Origin of the sequence: Massilia sp. LC238 (assembly GCF_000735635.1) — a bacterium.
GTDB lineage: Bacteria > Pseudomonadota > Gammaproteobacteria > Burkholderiales > Burkholderiaceae_D > Telluria > Telluria varians.
In genome coordinates, this window is the sequence record NZ_JNNN01000007.1 from 190,677 (window position 1) to 211,387 (window position 20,711).

Consider the following 20,711-nt stretch of genomic DNA (forward strand, 5'->3'; position numbering starts at 1 on the left):
TTCCAATTGCGCGCGCAACGATGGCGGAAGAATAGCGAGCGTGAGATGTACCTGTGGTAACAGCAGCGCTAACGCCGTTCCCCCAACGCAGCCAAGTCTAGCAAAGTTGATACCGCGTTCTCGCTGAGCCGATCAGGTCAGCGATGGGCGCTAGCTTTCTCGTCCTGATCGAGTGCAAGCACGAGCAACGCAAAGTGGAGCGTCAGGCTGTGCAGGTGCAGCATGCAAAAATGATGTCGACCGGCGCACAAAAGGGAATGCTGTTTTCCGTTGCATGTTTTCAGTCGGGTGCTGTCGATTACGCGACAGTGCACGGCATTGCATTGATTCAAATGGCCGATGGGAACTCCACGTGGTTCACCAGGCGCTTTGGACCCTCTACGCCGCCGCCAGTTTCGATCGACTATCCGCGATACGTCGGGTGGTGGTGCCGCGGTAACGAATTCAGTGTCGTGTCCGCCGGTGAAGGAAGGTATACCTGTCGTGCGCTTGGCATTTGCAATGATCCAACCTGAAGTGGTTTCAGGATCGTGATTGCTTCGTCGGGCCAGATCGACTTCACCATCGACGGTTGAAAACTGCGTAGCTTGAACGGCGCAGGACCATGGCATACAGGCCTGCCTGCGATAGAAGTAAATGTGTCAGATTGATGCAGTTGGCGCATCTGAGAAATTTACTTCCGAAGATCTGAGCGTTTTACTTCCAAGAGCTGGCTTCTACGTGCGCTATGAAGAAGTTTCAGGCAATGTGCTTTGTCAGTCCCGTACTACGCATAATCTATATTATGTCAAATTAGTATCGTGCACGAGGATCTGTGTGTCCTTTAGCAGAGCCATCCACGGCCGACGTTCGGCGAAGTAAAAGTGGTCACTTAAGCGAAGTAAATTTGAAACTCGCCGGAGGTGTGACAGTAAATTTGAGACACTCCTCTGCGTTTTGCCTATGAACGGAACCATAGGTCTCTCAAAAACACGTGTTCAAACACCGACCGTGCCCTGCGTTTAGTGTACCGCGTTCACGCTTTAGCATGAGAATTGACTGTGCATGCGCAAGAGTTTTGCCGTACGATCCGGACGCATGGGTGCGCCACGGCAAGTCAACCTTGGCTGAGCGCGATGCGCCATCCGGATATTCCTAGGAGCGTAGAATCATCGGCCGTTCATCGGCTAGCGGGCTTCGCCAGTCGACGTTCGGGCCTTGTCGCACTTTCGGGCTAACTCAGGGGGAATTCGGACGTGCGGTATCGGTGGGCTTGTCTTGTCAATGCACCGTGCAACGTGCCGCATTTCCCTTGACCGTTCCTGCGACTGAAGAGAACGCGCTCCAAATAGGATGTCGCGGGGTTCCCCACGATTTTCAAGCTTGGTTCGAAAATTCAATCCCTTCGCGGGGTACGCGCCTTCACTGACGGATTTCTTTGACAACGGGTACCGCACGGCTGCTGATCATAGGCAGTCGACCTGTAGAGTAACGATCCTTGAAATGAACTGGATGCGCAAGCTACCGACATGAAACATGCTAACGCAGTCGGCTATCTGGACAGTGAGGGGAGCTATTCCTTCGAGTTCTTACGCCCTGCACACCAACCTTCCAAAGAAAACGAACTCGACATTACAGGAAATAATGTCGAGTTGATGAAAGATGCGAGAGAAAGCTCGAAGAACTATTATTGCCAGGCAGTCGCGACTCGGAGTGTTTTCTTGGGCGAGCAGTGCGCTTGGTGTGGCCGTATGAGCCGAAACATCGCCCCAGTGTAACACCAAGCCTGGAGGCACTGAAATCTCTGATCCTTATGTGCCGTCGCCGCTCTTGGCTTCCTTAGTCCCGCGCTTGCTTCTAGTTGAGGGCTTTTGGCGCATGCTGGCTTCTCTTCGCGTCCTTTCAAGTTCATCACGCAACTGGTCGACCCGTGCATTATCGGCGGCGGCTTGTCGTACCGCAGCGTCGAGATTCGTTCGCACGGCCTGCGCTTCTGCCCTCTCTCGATCCCGCTCGTATTTCAAGGCTTCGACGGAGCTCTGTAGCGCACCGATCTGCTCTCTCAAATGCCCACTCGTCATCTGCGCCGCATCGTGTTCTGAACGCGCTCGGTCGAGGGCCGCAGTGTGCTCTGCCCGTTCCGCGTCGAGTCTTTTCTGTAGCTTTGCCGCTGCCGTACGTTCCCTGTCGATTTCGACGAGCGCCCGCTTCTCCATATCTGCGAATCGCTCCTCGGTCAGACGAGTGCGGTCAGCCAGTCTCTCCCGCTCAGCGGCGTGATCGGCACCCATTTGGTCCATTCGTGCCTGCAGGGTGTGCATCTGACGATGTGCTTCCTCCAATCTCGTTTCCAGACTTTCCCTGGTGGCCGCCGCAGCCGCCAGTTCCTCGCGCAGGTGGGCAGCGTCTTCTTCGCTTGCACTCAGCTTTGCTTGAAGCTGTTCTAGAGCACATAGCCCATCTGCTTGGGCCGCCTGCGCGCGCGCAACATCGGCTTTTGCGTTTTCCACTGCAGCAACCGCATCTATTTGGAGCGCTGCAAGCGCCTCATGGGATTTCGACTGAGCCGATCTCCAAAGGGTAGCGACTAATTCGCCAGCTGCAGCTCGTAACTCGTCTGGAAGGTCCGAATGCTCAATCGTCACACGTGAGCGTTCCCGCAGCGTTTTCCAGAAGTGATTTAGCGCTTCGGTCGGCGCCGACATGCTGCCCTTGCGTACCAGTTGATACAGCTTGTTGGCCGTTGGCGTGACGCCATGCCGGAAGAATAGTAATACGCAGACCTCGCGGTACAGGTCCTGGGTGCGCGGAAACCTATCGCGTAGCTCCGCGACGCCGGCAACGATAGCGTTTTCGCTCGAAAGATCTTCTGTCTTCATCGGAGGAATCCCTGTTCGGGTATTTCGATAATATTACATATTACGTCACCAAACAGCCGCCCTGCTCCGGAAATATGACATTACTTCTATAATGTCGGATTTTTCTTCTGCGAGCCGTGCTTCCATCGTTGACGTTGGGGATTCTTGTATAGTGGTCTATGAGAGCTGGTCGAAAGGTTCGCGTACGAGACGCGAGCATACGTTAGCGGACATGCTTAGTCCCGGACCCTGGGAAGCTACCCGGGCCGGTCGTGCACAGTGCACAGTGTGTGTGCGAGACTAAGGATGCTTTACCGCTAGCAGGTCTCGTGCAGAAAGTAGAGCCCATCCATGCTTCCTTGGCCAGTGCCCGAGATCAACATCGTCACTACCACTTCAATCTTCGGCTGGTCGCGGCATATCCCGGAAGACCGGGCGAGTAGCCGATCCCTGGCGCTCGGTACTCTGCGCGGCCAAGCGCTCTGGTGCGTCGCTTGCACCGACATCGGCGAAATAGCTATGCATTGCGGCCCTGACACGGAATCGGTCAACGGAATACCAGCGGCGCATGGAGCTGTGCCGTGGTCGCCAGTCCATCGTCATGTCTTGCGGCCAGGAAACTCTGCGCCGGGCTGCACGGCGGAACTAGAGGATGAAGTGTCCCCTCGCCTCCTTAGTGACGTGATGCGTCTCAAGAATCCGCAGTGTCGCCGCAGCCGCGCTATCGATCGCAACCAATTCGGCGCCGCCCCCTTCCTTGGCACAACCGGAGGCCGCCGGCCTCACCCATCGATGCCCACCAGTGCGACGTGGCTCATCAACAAATGCCACCGTCCCAGCAAAACCAATGTAAAGAAAGTTTAGGATCAGGGCGAACGGCCCGGCCTCTCGCGCGAAACGGGCATCTGTTGCCCTCACGCCACCCACCAATACAAAACAGAGCGCGCTTTTAGCTGAAGTCAAAGCGTTAGTGCGCCTGTCATTCGCCAGAATTTTCCTGAAGTGCAGGAGTCCATTGGAAAGGCTCAGTTGCTCCGCATTTCCTGCCGGTACTGCGCTACGAGCCCTTTCGTCGAGCTGACCTTTGCAACAGAAAATATAACAATTTTAAAATATTCGGAGAGATTGCTTATGTGCATTTAAAGTTAGAATTCGACAAGAGTCGCAAATGCCCCGTCGGGCGCGATAGCCACCCTATAAAAGGACGCGCCCCAATTGGATCGGGCCGCTGATCCATACGCTGACAGCATTTGGTCAATGCCATGTGAGCCTCACGTCGGTACATATTCCTTAGGAAAGGCACCCTTTTGGACCTCAGCTCCCCACAACATATTTACGCCATGGTGTCGGCCGAAGTCGAAGCCATCCTCCGTGGACTCAAACATGGTTCAAGCGACCAGAACGTTTCCGAGGCCATCGGCAACGCACGTGACGTATTCGACAAGCTCGCACGCGAACTCGGCGCCGATATCGCTTCGCTGCAAAAGAACGCCAAGTGGGAAGTCTTCGAGATCGCCTTTTATGGCGAGACCAATGCCGGCAAGTCGACGATCATCGAGATGTTGCGCATTATGCTCGACGAAGAAGGACGACGTTCGAACCGGCAGCAATTCAAGCAATTGCAGTCCGAGTTCAACCTGACCGAAGAAGGCATCGCGGCCATGCAGGACAGGGTCGAGCAGTGCAAGATGCAGGCCGCCGAGCTACAGGCGAAATACGACAAAGTCCTTGCGGCAGCCCGTCAGCACAGTCAGCAGCTGCGTGCCCAGATCGAGGTGCTCGGACAGCAGGTCGCGCAGATCAAGGCCGCGGCACCGTTCTGGCAACGCTTCATCTACCTGTTCAAGCAGCTGCCGGCACAGAAGCAGGCGCGCGAACTGGAACAAGCCTTAAACGACAGCGAGGTGCAGGCGGCAGGATCGGCCGCTCTGGTAAAACAGGCCTGCGCCGAAGCGCAACAGCAAACCGCGGCGGCGGAAGATGCGCTGGCGCGATCCGAAGGCCAGCTCAAGCAACTGGAGCAGCATGCCGATGGCGAAATCATCGGCGACGGCCGCTCCGACAATACGCGGATAACCGGACGTTACGAATTCACGGTGGCAGGACAACGCTTCGCGCTGCTGGACGTTCCCGGCATCGAGGGTTCGGAACAGCAGGTCAACGACGAGATCTCGCATGCCGTCGAGGCCGCGCATGCGGTCTTTTATGTCACCGCAAGCGCCTCCGCACCGCAAAAAGGCGATGACGGGCGCATGGGTACGCTAGAGAAGATCAAGTCCCACCTCGGCGCGCAAAGCGAGGTCTGGACCATCTATAACAAGCGCGCGACCAATCCGGCGGTGCTCGCGAAGACCGTCCTGGTGAGCAAGGACGAAAAGGACAGCCTGGCTGCACTCGACGCGACCATGCAAGCGGCGCTCGGCGAGCACTACTGCGGCCACCTGGCGATCAGTGCCTACCCTGCTTTCCTGGGCGTGGCCGAGTGCTTGGTTCCCGGCTCGACCAAGGCCAATAGCCGGGCCAAATTCCTCGACGCCTTCCCGCTCGAGACCCTGCTGGACCGCTCGAGCGCGAGCGCCTTCCGCACCAAGGTCGCGTCTGAGCTGGTCAGTAACAGCGAAGCGAAGATCGTCCGCTCCAACTTCAATAAGGCGCGCCAGGTGGTCGTAACGGTCGACGACAAGCTGACGGCGCTGCGCAAGGAGACCTTCAAGCCGCTGGCCAAGCGCCTTCACACCGATGCAGTCGACGCGGAGAAGCAGGTCGACCTTGCGATGAGTGCGCTCAAGTCGCGCGCCCAGGCGATCGGCGAAGACGCGGTCGACCGCTTCGTCACCGTGACGCGCGAGCGGATCTACGCGCAGATCGACAAGGACATCGGCAACGACGACTTCAAGGAGGCGCTGGAGCGCTGCCTGCGCCAGGGTCAGGAGGATCTGGAGAAGGAAATGCCGAAGTTGATGCAGGGAGCGCTCGAAAAATTCCAGTCGGAGATCGCCGAGGTGATCGAACGCTTCAAGGAGCACGCCAGCGAACTGCTCGAAGCCTACGGCAGCATCGACATGGGCGGCCTCGGCGAACGCTTCGAGCTGAAAATCAAGATCGACAACGGCATCAATATCCCCGGCTTGGTCGGCGCCGTGGCCGGCGCAGCGATACTGCTCACGAACCCGGCGGGATGGGCCCTCCTCGCGGTCGGCGCCGTGACCGCGATCGTCGGCTTGGCCAAGGCCGTGTGGGGCGCCTTCAGCTCCAGTTACCGCATGTCGCAGCAGCGCAAGGCAGCGAACGAAAACCTCAACCGTATCGAAGACTCGCTGCGCGAATCGGTGCGCAAGGGACTGGCGGCCGGCTGGCCGCAACTGGAACCGAAGGTCGAGGCGCTGATGGCGGCCGTACAGGTGCCGGCCGAACAGGTGCGGCAGATCGACACCATTCTTGGCAGCGCGCAGAAACAGCTGAAGACCATCATCAAGACAATCGAAAAGACAGGAGCAAAATAATGGAGAAAACCCTCGACGCATTCAAGTCGCAGCAATCCGATGCCATCGGCATCCTCAACAAGCTGCGCGAGTTTCTCCTGCAGGGCGAAGCGGTCGGCATCGACATCGACCCGAAGCTGAAGGAGAAGCTCGACGCGTCTATCGACAGCGCCACCGGCGAAAAGCTCAAGGTCGCGCTGATCGGTGGCTTCTCGGAAGGGAAAACCTCGATCGCTGCGGCCTGGCTGGAACAGCTCGATCGCTCGACCATGAACATCAGTCACCAGGAATCCTCGAACGAGGTCAAGGTGTACCAGGTCGGCTCCGACTTCGAACTGATCGACACGCCGGGCCTGTTCGGCTTCAAGGAAAAGTTCAACGCGGATATCAACGCGGTCGAGAAATACAAGGACATCACGCGCAAGTACGTGAGCGAAGCCCACTTGGTCCTGTACGTGATGGGATCGGCCAATCCGATCAAGGCCAGCCACCAGGACGACCTGCACTGGCTGTTCCGGACCCTGGACCTGCTGCCGCGCACCGTGTTCGTCCTGAGCCGCTTCGACGAGGTCGCCGACGTCGAAGATGACCGCGAATATGCCGAGGGCCTGGAGATCAAGCGCCGCAACGTCATCGGCCGCCTGCAGGAATTGATCGGCCTGAGCCCGGAGGAAGCGGCCTCGCTCGCCATCGTCGCGGTCGCCGCCAACCCCTTCGACATGGGTACCGAGCACTGGCTGCAGAACCTGGAAAAATTCCGCAGCCTGTCGCGTATTGCCACGCTGCAGAAGGCGACGGCGGACAAGGTGACGATGAACGGCGGGCTGGCCTCCGTCATCGGCGAGGCGAAGAAGAGCGTGATTCGCGACGTCCTCGACAAGCAGCTGCCGGTCGCCGTCGCCAACGACGAGAAGATCGCGGCGGAAGTCGCCAAACTCGAGACCATCAACGTGCGCATGCAGAAGCAACTCACCATTACCGCCGGTGAAGTCTCGGACGTGCGGATCAGCCTGCGCCAATTCGTCACCGGCTACTTCTCGGACCTGATCCTGCAGGCTCGCGGCGTGACTCTGGAAACCTTTGGCGAATTCTTCGAGCGTGAAGTCGGCGCCGGCGGCGTGATGATCGCCACCCGCCTGCAGAACGAATTCGAGCGCCGCATCAGTACGGTGACGCTGGAAGTGCAGAAGATGCGGGTCGGCTTCGAGTCGGAGCTGAATCACTTCAATGCCAACGTGCGCCAGTACGGCAAGCAGGGGCTGGACTTTGTCCTGAGCAGCAAGCTGATCAACAGCTCCACGGTGCTCGCGACGCGCGACGGCGTTGTCACGGCCGCCAAGTGGATCGGCGTCGACCTCGGCAAGATGTTGAAATTTAAACCTTGGGGCGCCGTGAACATGGCAAAGGGCATCAACGGCGCGCTGTCGGTGCTGGGCCTGGCGATCGAGGCATGGGACAGCTGGGAACAGGCACAGCGGCGTGAAGCCTTCGCGGACGCCATCAAGGACATGGTGGAGAATTTCGAGCAGCAGCGCGAGGAGTTGCTCGGACTCGTCAACAGCGATGAGTTCGTGGCGAAGTTCTTCCCCGACTACAGCCAGCTCGAAGCCAGCGTCCATCAGATCGCCCAGAGCGTGCGCGAGCGCGAGGCACAGCGCCAGCAGTTCCACGCATGGCGCCAGTCCGGCGAGGCGATCCGCGTCGAGTTCACGGACATCGCGGCCTGATCGAGAAACCCTTGAACCTGCCCTTTTTTACCGCGCGCGACCCGGACCTGTTGCGCGCCGATACCGGCCGGGATCCGCTCGGCCTTCTCCCCGTTTGGGCCGAACTGGGCCGCCGGCTGGTACCGATCATCGCTGGCCCGGTCACGCGGCTCGACGGCATCAAAGCGGTGCTGGTGATTCATTACGTCCATGCCCGGCTCTTCGAACGCGACGGCGCCTCCGCAGGCGTGAGCTTCCGCCGCTGCTTCCGCCTGATGGAAGGGCTGCTGGAAGCGTATCTCCACGAGAACGGCCGCCATTGCTTCGGTACGCGCCGCTTCGCTTCCGGCACCGAATTCACCGTTCGCCGCGACGACAGCAGCACTGCCGTCAACGGCTTGTACCAGTACTACCGCGGCACGTGCGGGCGCGCCGGCCTGCTCGACAACGGCATGCTGAGCCCGGAAGCGTCGGACGTACTCGCCGCCGAATGGAACAAAGGCGCCGATAAGGCACTGCGCAGCGAACTTCTGGACTGTGCAAAGGACGGGCGGCGCACACTCCATCCTGGAGCCCTGCTGAACGCCGAACCGCTGCTGCGCCGGTCCCTGGACGACTGCTTCGAATCGGCTGCCCTCAATACCCTATTGTTCGACCGGCTTTTCGGCAAGGAGCATCACAGCGCCCTTGCCGAGCACTGCAGTAGGCTGCGCAAGGAACCCGTCGCCGAGGACCACGAACGATATGGGCCTGTCCGCAACTTGGTGGAGCGGCTATCTGCGACCTTGGCCACGGCCGATGCGGATGCGGCCCGGCCACTTGCCGGCCAACTCGAATACGTGCGGCTCTGTGAACCGTTCCTGGTCACGGTACAGGACAGCTTCGACTACCTGCTGCGCAGTAGTGCAACGCGCATTAGGACGGTGGCCGCCGACCTGGCTGCATTCGGCATGCCGATCCGTGTACGGGCCCAGGACTTCCTGAGGCTCGAGGATGTCGTGAAGAACCCGCGCAGCCAGCAGTTGATGTCCGTTGCCAGGGCCGCAAACGAGGGCGTCTCGCCCTTCCTGCAGGCGGTGCTCGCGCACCACTCCACGGTGGCCGTCGAGCGCGGCCGCGACCCCATGGCGCGTCTGGAAGGATCGCTGGTGCTGTCGCTCACGGCGCCGGATCGCAGCACCGGCGCCATTCTGAAACGCCTGGAAAACGGGTTCCCCTGGGATAACGGCTATTACCTGTCCACCGCGGGCGGCCTGTACGCCCAAGCACAGAAGGCATGCCGTGGCTGAACAACAATTCATGCGCAGTGCGCTCGGCAACATGCTGGGCAAGTTCATCGACGGAAGGCCGGACTACGTCCTGTTCACCAGCTTTACGTTCTCCGCATCCTTTTTCGAAGACAACGTCCTGCCCCTCCTCTGCGGCACGGACATTAACGATCTCAAAGGCGCATCGCTCACGCGCGACATGCTGAACCGGCAACTAGCCGAGCTCAAGGTCGTCGTCGCCTGCGATCATTCGGCGCACCCCGAACCCAAGGGCAACCTGCGCTACGGACTGATGACGGTCGCGCTCGATCGGGGCCGGTTCCATCCCAAGATCATCCTGATGGCGGGGACCGGCACCAGCGCGCGCAAGGAAATGTGGCTGTCGGTGGCTAGCGCCAACCTGAGTTACAGCGGATGGGGCGTTAACCGCGAGGTAGTCGGCATCACGCCGGTCGCCGCACAGCATGCGGACGAGTTGCAGCCGCTGCTTGCATGGCTGCTGCGCCAGGCCGAGAGCAAGGTGGGCATGGCCGGCATAGCGCCGGGTCAGGCTCCGGTCGAGGAAGGCGACACGCGCCATGTGCTGGAGCATCTCCTGGCTACCCTGGGCACGGATCGTCTGCCCGCGGACGAGGCGCACGACCTGCCGACGCTGCATTTGGCCCTTCCTCCGCAGATTCGAACAAGCCAGGTTTCATTGCTGTCGTCGCTGCTGGGCGGTGACGCTTGGCGCGAAGCGACGGTCATCTCCCCTTTCTGGAGCGACGTTCCCGGATTAATTGCGCGGGCCGAGGCGGACACGCGGGGCGACATTGCCTTCCGGCTAGTACCGGCCATGCAGGGTGATGGCTACGCTTTTCCCTCCCTGCCGGAAGAGCGGCCGGTCAGCTATGCCCGTTTCGTCGACGAACCCGAACGCTACACCCACGCCAAGGCCTTGCTGCTGGCCGGCGAGAAGCACAAGGTGCTGTGCATCGGCTCAGCCAATTTCACCACGGCGGCCCTGCAACACGACAGCGGCTGGCTTTCGAATATCGAGGCCATGCTGCGCTATCGGGTCGGCGCGGATTACGACTGGTCGCGCATGCTGACCAACCTGGCACGTGACGATTCCGCTGCCGCCGACGACGGCGAAGAAGGTGCGCCGCCCCTGCCGCCATTCCGCGCCAACATCGTCTACGACTGGCGCAGCAAGCAGTTCTATTGCAGCCTCACGGTCGATCCGGATGCCGCGTTCGCCAACCTGCTGCTGGAAATCGGTCCCTTGACCCGTCGCTTCGACTGCCGCCGTCAACGCGAGCACCGGGTCAGCCTGGCCCCGCCTTTGCCCCTACGCCATCCCGTGCGCAGCTACAAACTGATCTACGAGAGCAGTGCCGGCACGATGGTCCACGTCGGCCTAGTCACCCAGTTGAATGCGGAAGACGATCAGCTCGGCTACCTGCCCAAGCCCCGCCTCGACCAAGTGCTGTCCCTGCTGCAAGGCCTGGTTCCCGGCCGCACCGATCCGCGGCGCCGCGGCGGAAGTGGTGGCTGCGAAGACGAGGAATCCGACCCGGACGGCAATGACAATACCGAGCCGGTATTCGACTTTTTCGGCTTCTTCCTGGCGACCGACAAGATGCGGCGCTACTACGCCGATCCGCGCCACCGCGACGAGAATCCCCTGGGCACCAGCAGCACCAGCGTTTACACACTCTACCGCGCCGTGATGGCGCAACCGGACGCGACACCGGCAGCGCAGATCGGCCGTTACGTCCAGTTGGCCGAGCTGGCCGACACCCTGGGCCACCTTCAGGAGCTGCGCCCGCAGGCGCAGCCGCGCCCGGCCCGCGCCGAGATCGAAGAGGAAATGCAACGACTCGAGCTGGCCATTGCGCCGCTGATGGAAGCGTCGCCGCACTGGAAGAATATGTTCGCCCCGCACCTGCCCGATACCCGACAATTCCTGGCGTGGTTCCGCCATGAACTGAAACTGAAAACACTCGCACCATGACCACATCGCGCAACCTGCTCCCGATTCCGCTGAACGCCGCGGCCGTGCGCTCCTACATCAATTTCGATGGGGGCGCGCAGGTGGACGTCGAAGGCTCCACACAGGCACAGCTGCAAAGCCGTGGGGTCGCTGTCGTCTGGCATCTGCTCACGACTAAGGGCTACGCCTATCTGGCCGACGAAGTAGGTATGGGCAAGACCCGGCAAGCCCTGGGCGTGATCGCCACGCAGTTCCTGAGTGACCCCGACTCCCATGTGGTCATCATCTGTCCCGGCAAGCCCCTGCAGGCACAATGGGCGCGTGAATGGGATACCTTCATCCGTACCTGCTACAAGAGCCGCGACGACCGCCTAGTCAGCACGGTCGACGGCAAGCCGCTGCATCGCCCGCAGCGCTATGAGCGACTGAGCGACTTCGCCAAAGCCCTGCTGCTCAACGAAGGCCGTATCCACCTGCTGCGCTATTCCTCGTTCCAGCGCCCGGTCTGGTTCGGCCGCAAGGCAGATAGCGACACGGTCGACATCATTCGCGCGCAATACGCCGAGAGTCTGCGCGAGATCGGCATCGACGCCCTCGATGCCAGCGAAACGGCGCTGCTGGCGAAGCCGCGCGGCGAGGACTGGCGTGATTCGCTCACGGAAGATCTGAACGAAGCCTATGCGCGCCGTGTCGGCCAACTGGTCAAGAGCCGCACCATCGACCTGCTCACCCTGGACGAAGCGCAGTACCTGCGCCATGTCGAGAACCACCAGAACATCAATCTGGCGCACGTGTTCCGGGGACATGTCGAGAAGTGGCAATTCCTGAGCGCGACGCCCCTGCACAGCGGCCCGGGCGATATCAAGAGCCTGGACACCTACCTGTGCCGGCAGGCCGATGGCCACGACAAGGGCAAGTCGTGCGCGAGTTGCACCCATCCGGAGCGTGGCCGATGCTCCCAGGCGGCCCACCGCATGAGCGGCATCGGTGGCGAGCGTACCGACGTGGTCAAGGTCCTCAGGGACTTCATGGTGCGCCGTCCCCGGATGCATATCGATGGCGACGATAAAGCGCACGGCAAGGTCGCTTATCGCAGCTACAAGCGGGTGACGACCTCGCCCCTCGGCGATCCCTTCCTGTCGCTGACCATGGCGGTGGTGCAGAAGCAGCTGGTCCACGTGCTGAACGGCCAGAGCAACCGTTTCCGCCAGGGCGAATGCTCGTCCTTCGAATCGCTGTCGTCTTCCGTCAAGCGCTTGGTCAAGGACAAGGAAGGCAAGGAGCATGTGCAGCGTGAAATCGACCGCCAGGAAACCACTGGCGGCAAGCCGCCCGAGGAAACGCCGGACCGCAGCCTGATCAACCAGCTCAACGCCAGCTTTTTCAAGGCCATGCTACCAGGCGTGGAGCGCGGCGACCCACCTGACCCAAAATACAATCTACCGCACGCGAAACTGAGCCAGGTCTGTGATTCGCTTGCGCAAGCATGCCTGCGCGACGGCGGACTGCACAAGACCCTCGTCTTCGTGCGCCGCATCGATACCGTCAATGAATTGGTGCTGGGGCTGATGTCGCGGTTCCAGGATCAGTTGGACGGCCGCCTCGCGGCATGGCGTGGCCTGCTGTCCACCCCCGGTGATGGCTTTGCCCGGCGCGAGGACGTGTGGGATCCAGGCGATTTCTGGAACAATGACGACAACGAAGAGGTAAGCACCGATGAGCCGCCCGCCGACGAGAACGGCGACGGCGATGCCGAGGACCCGCAGGACGAGGACGAATTGAGCCGGCGCGCGGTAAGCATGCCATATTTCGCAGCGACGAAAAAGGCTTCTCGCAAGCGGGCATCAAACGGCAAGCTGTACTCGTTCCAGTCGCGGCTGCTGACCGCGCCGACACGCCCCGTCCCCTTTGCCGGTTTCCTGCTGCACCGCACGGCGCATCCCGGTATCGAAGACGCGGTATGGGACAAGGCTGATGCCCACTGGGCCCGGCTGGTCGCCCTCCTGTTCGAAGACGGCAAAGTGCCGGTATGGCTGTCTCCACAGGACACGGACGCCGAGGCGAACTGGAGGATCGCCACGCTGAAGCGTTGCCTGTTGCAGGTGATGCGACACAGTGACCTGCTGGTCGACCTGTATGTCCTCAACCGCTACGTGCGCGGCCTGCCCGGCGCGCAGGATGGTGCGTCGTTACCCGAAAAACTGTTCGCCCTGCTGCGCTTGGCGAACGAAGAGGCCTTGCCGACCGCGCTGCGCACTTACCTACAGAACTGGATTGCCCGGCTCCGCCTGTGGATCGAGCATTTCGACCTAATCGTCGACAAGTGCCTGCGCAACGAAGCGACGATGGACTGGAAAGACGTCCACGCCAACGTCGACCCCGCGTTTACCCGCATGGCGCCCGTGGTCGGCCGTTCGGGCATGCTGTTGAACAAATACGCTGTTACGCAGTTCAACTTCCCAAGCTATCCGAACATCCTGGTGTGTACCGATGTGCTGAAGGAAGGCGTGGACATGCACCTCTTCTGCGATGAGATCGTGCACTATGGAGTGGCATGGACGTCGGGTGACCTCGAACAGCGGATCGGCCGCATCGACCGCTTCGGCAGCCAGATCAGCCGTCGCCTGCGACAGCATCAGGCCAGTTCACTGCGGTCGATGCCGCGCCTGGCCGTCGAATTCCCCTATCTCGAGGGAACGCTGGACCGCTACCAGGTGGAACGCGTGATGCTGGCCAAGGTACAAAGCGATATGCGCATGGATCTCGGCAAGCAGCAGGACGAGCTCGGCCATATCACCATCGGCCGGCTGGATAATCCGTCGGAAGCCGTCGGCGCATTCGAACAGGCGTTGGAACAATATCCGGATTGCGCGGGCCACCTGCTACACGGCCGGATCGACGTGCCTGGCGCGCTCTTCACGATGGGCGGCAGCCCTGTAGAGAATGTGACGCACGCCCCCGAGCTGGACGCGATGATCGTACGCAGGGAGCAGTTGATACCGCATCCCTTCCTGCGTGCCACGAACGGCGAACGGAAACGCAGTGCCGGCCGACTCCATCTGGAATATCTGCTGCCGCTAGCGCAGCATGGCGTTCACGAGCCGGCTCCCTTACGGAAGAGCATCGCGTTGGCGCTCACGGCATTTGCCGAACCCTGTGGTTTCCACCTCGACCGCCGCTGGAATACGCTGGCGCGCGAAGTCTCCGTCCGCGATCCCTATGTCGAGAATGGGTACCGGCGCCAGCCGGTGCTGCTCGAACGGCTGCAGGACTTCCACCTGCTGCGCACGCCGGTTGCGAGAGCGGATGGCGTTGCCGCCGACCGCCTGGATGCACTGATCCCGCAAGAAAACGGTCGCCGTCGCTGGAGCTACCTGGTCAAGGAACAAGGCATCGTCTGGCTCGTCTGCCTAGCGCTGTCGCCCCACGGTTCGTGGCTGGACAGGCTCTCCGAACGCCTGGCCAAGCTCGGCAACCGCCTGCAGCACTTGCACGCAAATGGCGACGCTTCGGAAGAATGGCAGTACCGTGCCGTCGCAAGCATCGGCGATATCACTGCCGCCCACGCCACATTTTTTTCTCAAGGTAAGCTAGAAAATTTCATGACTCCAGAATCTTCCCATCTCGCGGCGCACGGCCGCCTGCTGGCAGGTGCGCAGCAATGGTTGGCCGATGCATTCGATACGGTGCTGTCTACCCTGTACGGGGACGATGACGGCAAGCCGCGCGGCCTCGAAGTGCTGCCGATCACGCTGCTGCCGAACGGGGTGCTGCACATCCGCAGCGAAGGCAGGGAGCGCTTCAACCTCGAAGCCTACCTGGAGCTCGCATCGGACCGCCAGGATAATGCTGCCGCCCCAGCACCACGCATCGTCTGGCAAGTCGTGGCCAGCACGTCGAGCACCGGCCCGAAGCCCGAACTCCCCTTCGCCGAATGGGCCGAGCTGCCCCACATGTCGATGAGCGGCTGGAAGGGTGAACGCCGTCCGGAAGCAGCCGTCTATTTCATCGAGACGAACCGGCGCTATGCCGTGCTCTATCACCACCCGGCGATGTGGGATAGCGCCCGCAAGGAACTGATCGAGGCCTGGAAAGGCTTGCTGGGCAAGATGAACAGCCAGAACTTCCAACAGAAATATGCGCGCGACGCCTTTTTCAAGGCTCTGGGAGCCTAGCAAGAATGCAGTGCCGTGACGGCCTGACCCAGCAGGCATATGTTCACCAAATCATGATCGCCGTTCCTGCACAACCACGGGCAGCGTATTTTTGGACAGCCGTACGCGGGCAGTTCGTTAAACGATTCCTTGCTTTCGCCATCGGTCGAAGTGACTGCCGGGATGGTCGATGTAAGATGCCGGCAGGTTAATATCGAGTTCCCTGGCAGCCTCGATGATTGCCTGCGATTGCGGCTTGCCGGATCTGTGCAGTTCGACTGCGCGGCGTTTGAATGCGCCGCAACCGGTGCCGACGCTGGCCTCGCTTTTATTGCTATCGAACCCGTGGACGTCACGGTTTTCTACTTTTCCGATCGGTATAGGACGCGAACTGCGCACATCGTAGCCAATCATGAAGAGCCCCTTTTCAGCAAGTGCAAACTCGGTGCTAGGGCCGCCTGACCGGATTATCTCCTGGACGTACCGCGAGCCGATCCGCGCAAATTTAGCAAGTGCAAACTCGGTGCTAGGGCCGCCTGACCGGATTATCTCCTGGACGTACCGCGAGCCGATCCGCGCAAATTTAGCACGAGCGCGATGACCGGCTGCCGTGACTGCAAATGGTGGAAACAGAAATGATGCACTGCTCGGATCCCGACGACGGCCGGGGGCTCTCTCGACCGGGTAGCTTAAATCATCGGGCACACTCTGCATGCCGCTGCGTTCCAGGGTGAGCCGAGTAATAAATGCGAGCCCCGCGGCGACGCGAGCGTCATAGATCAAAACGTCCTGTCGCGCCGCATCCAGACCGCGGCTCAAGTCTAGCGCCATGGCCGCGTACAACTTGATACTACTTGAGTTCATCAGGTAGGTATCGCCATCAAAATCCTGCAGACACGCAGATGACCGCGGAATGAGCCGCGCTGTAGCGTCAACTAGATCTCTGCAAAGCATGTTTTCGAAGGCGCGTTTGAACAACCATGGCTGCATGTTGCCGACCTTATGCCGAACCCCGCCCCAGTCCAGAATTTTGAGGCAGAGAGCTGCCGTGCGCAGCTGGTCGCATTTGCTTACCGCGACTTGAAGAGCCAATGCCAACAATGGGAAGTCCAGTTCGCCACCCGTCCACGAATACTTTTCACCCGCGTCCCTCAAGTTGCGGCAAGCCCATGTACGTTCACTGTGCAGCGTCTGGCCGAGAGGATGGCGTCTCCACATCTCCCAGAACCGCGCAGGGCTTTCGGCAATGGAATACGTATGAAAGAACGGTACCCCAAGCATGGCTGCCGCATTGCCTTCCCAGATAACGCGCAAATAGTCAGCGCATTTGTCTATGAGAGAGACTGGAATTTGACCAGACGCCCGGGCCTCGGTCAGACATATATGCGGTGCCAGACTACCGCTACCGACTGTAAAGTCATCACGAAACGGTGCCCACGGGAAGGTTGCGCCCTCGTTGGGTTGCCACATCTTTTCCAGGTGGAGGATTCTGTCGGTGAACTCATTACACGGTGTCATGCTTACTCTCTTGTTGTAGACGCGGCCACAGCCACGCGCCCAGTGTTCATATTATATGAACGAGCACGGCTCACTATTTCGTTCGTGCAATTTGCGGCCCACGTGCCCGATGGCGACGTCGTGACCAATTTCAGGCAATTGCTAGCGCTGCCATTTGCGCCCGCGTATTTCCGGGTCTGATGCTAAAGAACGGCCGCATCTACCGGATCGGTGGGGCGCGCCAGTCCTCCTAGGGACGCACGATTCCACACAGGGCCTAATGAACTATCTAAATCCGTCACCGGCGCATGTTGAACATATCGAAGCAATGCAGGCGGCCAAGTTCGTTCACTGGGCGCAAAACGATGCAGCCCACCGGACCGTCCAGCTCGCTTTCCGCGTGGAGGTGTTCAAGAAAAATATGTTCAACCGTGCGTCCACTATAGCTCAAATGGGAAGGACGACATCACTGGTTTGCTTGTGGCGGACATCGCCACCAGGGCCGCGCACAAAGCGTGGAAATTTTCGGGGCGCTTGGAGAGAGCGACCCAGCGAGGCGTTATTAAAGCTGGGTGAGCGCGAGTATCAAACGACGCTTGTAACGTTGCGTAAGAAGGTCGACAGGCTGCTTGCCGACGGTTCTCTGGGAAAGCGCAGCTAGTGTCGCAGACAGGGACTTCGTGCTTGCCTGATGGCGGCGCTATCAAGTGTCAGTCCGGTCAATCACATGTTGTATTATTTCTATTCAAACTACTGGGGTGGATTATGGGAGATTATGAGTACATGAAGGCCTTGCTGGGTCTGCCGCCTGGACAAGAGCATGAATTGGTCGAAACCCTCTTCGATGAGGAAGATAGGAAGCACAGACTGGAAAATGAGGAGATACGGCTGGAGGCAGGCCGCGTAATCCATATGATTTGGCTTACTACCGATCTCCCGGCATCTTTCGTCAAAGGTGAATTCAACTTTCGACTGCCATGTGATCTACATTTCGATGGGTACAACCATCTCAGGAGTGTTTCGACGGATGCGCCAGGCTCATGGTTTGTCGAACATGGTCTAGAGGTGCGGTCGAAACGAGTTCCTGGACTATGGCTCCAGTGCGTGTTCGGCAGCAGTAAGCCCTCTGAACTGTTCAAGCACGAGATCGTGGAGTACCTCCGCTCTGTTGCCAAAGTCGACGTGGACGAGTCGATGCTCCCTGATGGCCATTGCGTGGTCAGCGCAGCGAACGGTGTCGAGAGGCACAGTCCAGACCAACCTGGATAGATGGGTGTGCCGGGTCCGGGTCAGGTGGTCGCGATTGTCGCGCCGGTCGTTTAACGGCCTCGTGACCCCTGTCCCCGTCAAGTACAAACCGGTCCTCCCTCCATTCCAGGAATCGTGCAACGGAGCTCCGCCCGGCGAAAACCCATTTGACGAGCGCAGAATTTCGTTCGCTCCGTGCAGCTCGCATACTTCCCGCTCCAGTGCGTTAACACGTCCCTCTTCAGCAGTGTAGGCCAGCCGCCAGCCTGTATCGCCGCTCCTGCTAACGTTCGCACTAGTACAGCGTTTTAAGTGTGTGACCAATCCTCACTCCGATCCATTCGATAGCTGCCCGCTACAACCTGTAATCGCTGCCAGTTTCACTACCAATGCGCACGGCGCGCTCGATAATTTCGGAATACTAGGGTTAGTTGTTCAAAAACGCCCTTGGTCAACGATGGCGCCCCTACAAAACTATGGCCAGTTCATATAGCTATACAGACACGCTTATCAGCATTACAATCGAGTGAGAGATAACTCGTGTGGTGTATACCTCTTTTACCGACGGTTCATTGCCAAGTTGGCAGCGGGTACGTCCGCCGCGAGCACCAATTCATGAAGATGACAGATGAAAGCAAACCTCCCTACGGTATCGTCAATTGGATAAAGCGTTAAATCCAGGCATCAACGTCGATTCTAAAAATATTGATAAGGTCCTATTATGAGTCTTGAAGTTAGTCGAAAGAAAATTGATGAAGTTCTGCAGCTCCTTAAAGAGGGCAACTGGCAGATCCCGGAGTTTCAACGGGACTATGTCTGGACGCAAGATCAGTTAAAAAACTCGTAACGTCAATCTTAAACAGCTATCCAATCGGACTAATCACTACATGGGATCAACCACAGAACAATCCGCATACACCCGGGGAACCTCTTAAGCTTAAAGGTAACGCTGTTTACAAGAATTATTCAGTCAACCCAGCGGTAATTAAGCTAGTTCTTGACGGGAAACAGCGCCTAACGACGCTGGCAATGGTTTTCGGAGGCTTTAAAGCCAATGGAGGGCAATACGCATTTTCTGGCGAGTGGTTTATTGATCTCGACGCCCTTTTGAATAACAAAGATTTGGGTATCGTTTTATACAAGAAACAGAGTGAGATTCAAAGTAAATCGCTCAATGTGATCACGACGTGCATTCGCCATCTTTTAATTCCACTGAAGGATTTTCACAGGCTCAGTGATTATATCGCAAAGATCCACGATCCAGCGACTTACCCTAACGCTGAATATCCTCCCCAGGCGGAGCGGGAAAAGCGCGTAGAGTCGCTGAAAGGACTGCAAAAAACATATGAGTCATTCTTGATCCCTTTCGCTGAGATACCAAACACGATATCGCTAGGAAACGTCTGCGAAATTTTTGATGTTCTTAATACTACTGGAACAAAGGTGTCCACCTTTGACCTCCTGCATAATATGTTATTCAAGGACAGTTCAGGCTCATTCAACCTAAGAGAAAAGTTCAACGAATGCGCTAATTTGCAGAGCATCGGGCTTCTGTGCGACGAGGGTCGTCAGGAATTTTTCTGCCAAGTTATTACAGGCTGTAACTGCATAATGTCCGCGCCAGGTAGAAATGGGATAAAAATTTCGAGTATCAAGGGGCCAGATCTGATTAATACGACCTTGGCGTTTTACAACCAAGTCTGTGCTAATCTCTCACAACTCGACGAATTTGCAAGTAATTTTTTTGAAAATGTTCTTCGGTTTGAGGTATCGCTCAGTGAGCTACCTTATCCTGCATCGGCCGTTATTTACTTCTCTTTGCGATGGAAAATGTTCTCGGAGGCAGCCTCCTATTCGAGAGAAGAATTAGAAGCAGTTTTCAGGGCATTTTATTGGCGAAACGTTTTGTCCAATCGATATGATCAAGGATTCTTGACCCAATTTAGTGTGGACTTAAAGAAACTAGATCAAATACTTGAGAGTAAGCACCCGCTGTACAATGGGCCTAATTGGGTGAAGGAGGTGAACAAAGATCTCAACGATTTGTTCGGCAACGATTATCCAATCAGCGACGTCAACGAATTGAAGGCCGAGCTATTGTCTGAAGACACAAGGGGAGCCCTTCGTCAATTGTACTTGATACAGCTTAAGTCGGTAACTCACCGTGATATCGTAGATAATTCGAATCTGGATTGGGATTCAGTAGTCAAAGGTGATCGCGTTCAAATACATCATATATTCCCGCAGGACTGGTGTAAGAATAATGCCGCCGCGCATCTTGCAATAAGCGATTATGGAGTTAATTGCCTAGCTAACCTCACTCCATTAAAAGCCGGAACGAACAACAAATGGAGGGCCAACGGGCCGAAAACGGCAATTGCAAACCTCGAAATAACTTTCCAAAACAATTCTGCCGCACTTTCCGGCGCGTATATCGATAGCGTAAGTTTTGCGCTCTTGGCACAGGACAAAGTAGGAGAATTTTGGGAGCGTCGTGCTGATGCGATTGCCAATGATGTTTATAACGCCCAATTTGTCTGCTAG

The 20,711-nt window shown here is 58.5% G+C and carries 9 protein-coding genes; 7 read left to right on the forward strand and 2 right to left on the reverse strand.

Annotated features, from left to right (window positions below; translation table 11 throughout):
- Positions 1–143 precede the first annotated feature (143 nt).
- Positions 144–515, forward strand: coding sequence for a restriction endonuclease (locus FG94_RS28620; protein ID WP_081925725.1), 372 nt, complete (start codon positions 144–146; stop codon positions 513–515).
- A 1,275-nt stretch (positions 516–1,790) separates the two neighbouring features.
- Here FG94_RS28620 and FG94_RS02145 read toward each other — a convergent pair.
- Positions 1,791–2,858, reverse strand: a complete 1,068-nt coding sequence (locus FG94_RS02145; RefSeq protein ID WP_051996011.1) for a DNA-binding protein — start codon at positions 2,856–2,858, stop codon at positions 1,791–1,793.
- Positions 2,859–4,144: 1,286 nt separating this feature from the next.
- Between FG94_RS02145 and FG94_RS02150 the strand changes: the two genes are divergently transcribed.
- Genes FG94_RS02150 through FG94_RS02170 form a run of 5 tightly spaced genes read left to right on the forward strand, consistent with a single transcriptional unit; the run spans position 4,145 to position 15,443 of the window.
- Positions 4,145–6,340 (forward strand): hypothetical protein, encoded by a 2,196-nt coding sequence (locus FG94_RS02150; RefSeq protein WP_036206337.1) that lies wholly within the window; start codon positions 4,145–4,147, stop codon positions 6,338–6,340.
- A complete protein-coding gene (locus tag FG94_RS02155; protein WP_036206340.1) occupies positions 6,340–8,046 on the forward strand; it encodes a LeoA/HP0731 family dynamin-like GTPase in 1,707 nt (568 codons plus the stop codon). Before FG94_RS02150 ends, FG94_RS02155 begins: the two co-directional genes overlap by 1 nt.
- An 11-nt stretch (positions 8,047–8,057) precedes the next feature.
- A complete protein-coding gene (locus tag FG94_RS02160; protein WP_036206343.1) occupies positions 8,058–9,314 on the forward strand; it encodes a hypothetical protein in 1,257 nt (418 codons plus the stop codon).
- On the forward strand, positions 9,307–11,289 hold the full coding sequence (locus tag FG94_RS02165; protein WP_152570808.1) for a hypothetical protein: 1,983 nt from the start codon (positions 9,307–9,309) through the stop codon (positions 11,287–11,289). Before FG94_RS02160 ends, FG94_RS02165 begins: the two co-directional genes overlap by 8 nt.
- Positions 11,286–15,443, forward strand: coding sequence for a DEAD/DEAH box helicase (locus FG94_RS02170; protein WP_036206349.1), 4,158 nt, complete (start codon positions 11,286–11,288; stop codon positions 15,441–15,443). Before FG94_RS02165 ends, FG94_RS02170 begins: the two co-directional genes overlap by 4 nt.
- A gap of 117 nt (positions 15,444–15,560) precedes the next feature.
- Here the strand turns inward: FG94_RS02170 and FG94_RS02175 are convergent, their stop codons facing one another.
- Positions 15,561–16,892, reverse strand: coding sequence for a hypothetical protein (locus FG94_RS02175; RefSeq protein WP_152570809.1), 1,332 nt, complete (start codon positions 16,890–16,892; stop codon positions 15,561–15,563).
- A gap of 2,091 nt (positions 16,893–18,983) precedes the next feature.
- Here FG94_RS02175 and FG94_RS26365 point away from each other — a divergent pair.
- Positions 18,984–20,711, forward strand: a complete 1,728-nt coding sequence (locus tag FG94_RS26365) for a DUF262 domain-containing protein (RefSeq protein ID WP_267872324.1) — start codon at positions 18,984–18,986, stop codon at positions 20,709–20,711.

Coding starts and splice junctions, on each gene's coding strand:
- FG94_RS02155 (WP_036206340.1), top strand. CDS start 6,340: ATGGAGAAAACCCTCGACGCATTCAAGTCGCAGCAATCCGATGCCATC.
- FG94_RS02170 (WP_036206349.1), top strand. CDS start 11,286: ATGACCACATCGCGCAACCTGCTCCCGATTCCGCTGAACGCCGCGGCC.
- FG94_RS28620 (WP_081925725.1), top strand. CDS start 144: ATGGGCGCTAGCTTTCTCGTCCTGATCGAGTGCAAGCACGAGCAACGC.
- FG94_RS02145 (WP_051996011.1), bottom strand. CDS start 2,858: ATGAAGACAGAAGATCTTTCGAGCGAAAACGCTATCGTTGCCGGCGTC.
- FG94_RS02175 (WP_152570809.1), bottom strand. CDS start 16,892: ATGTGGCAACCCAACGAGGGCGCAACCTTCCCGTGGGCACCGTTTCGT.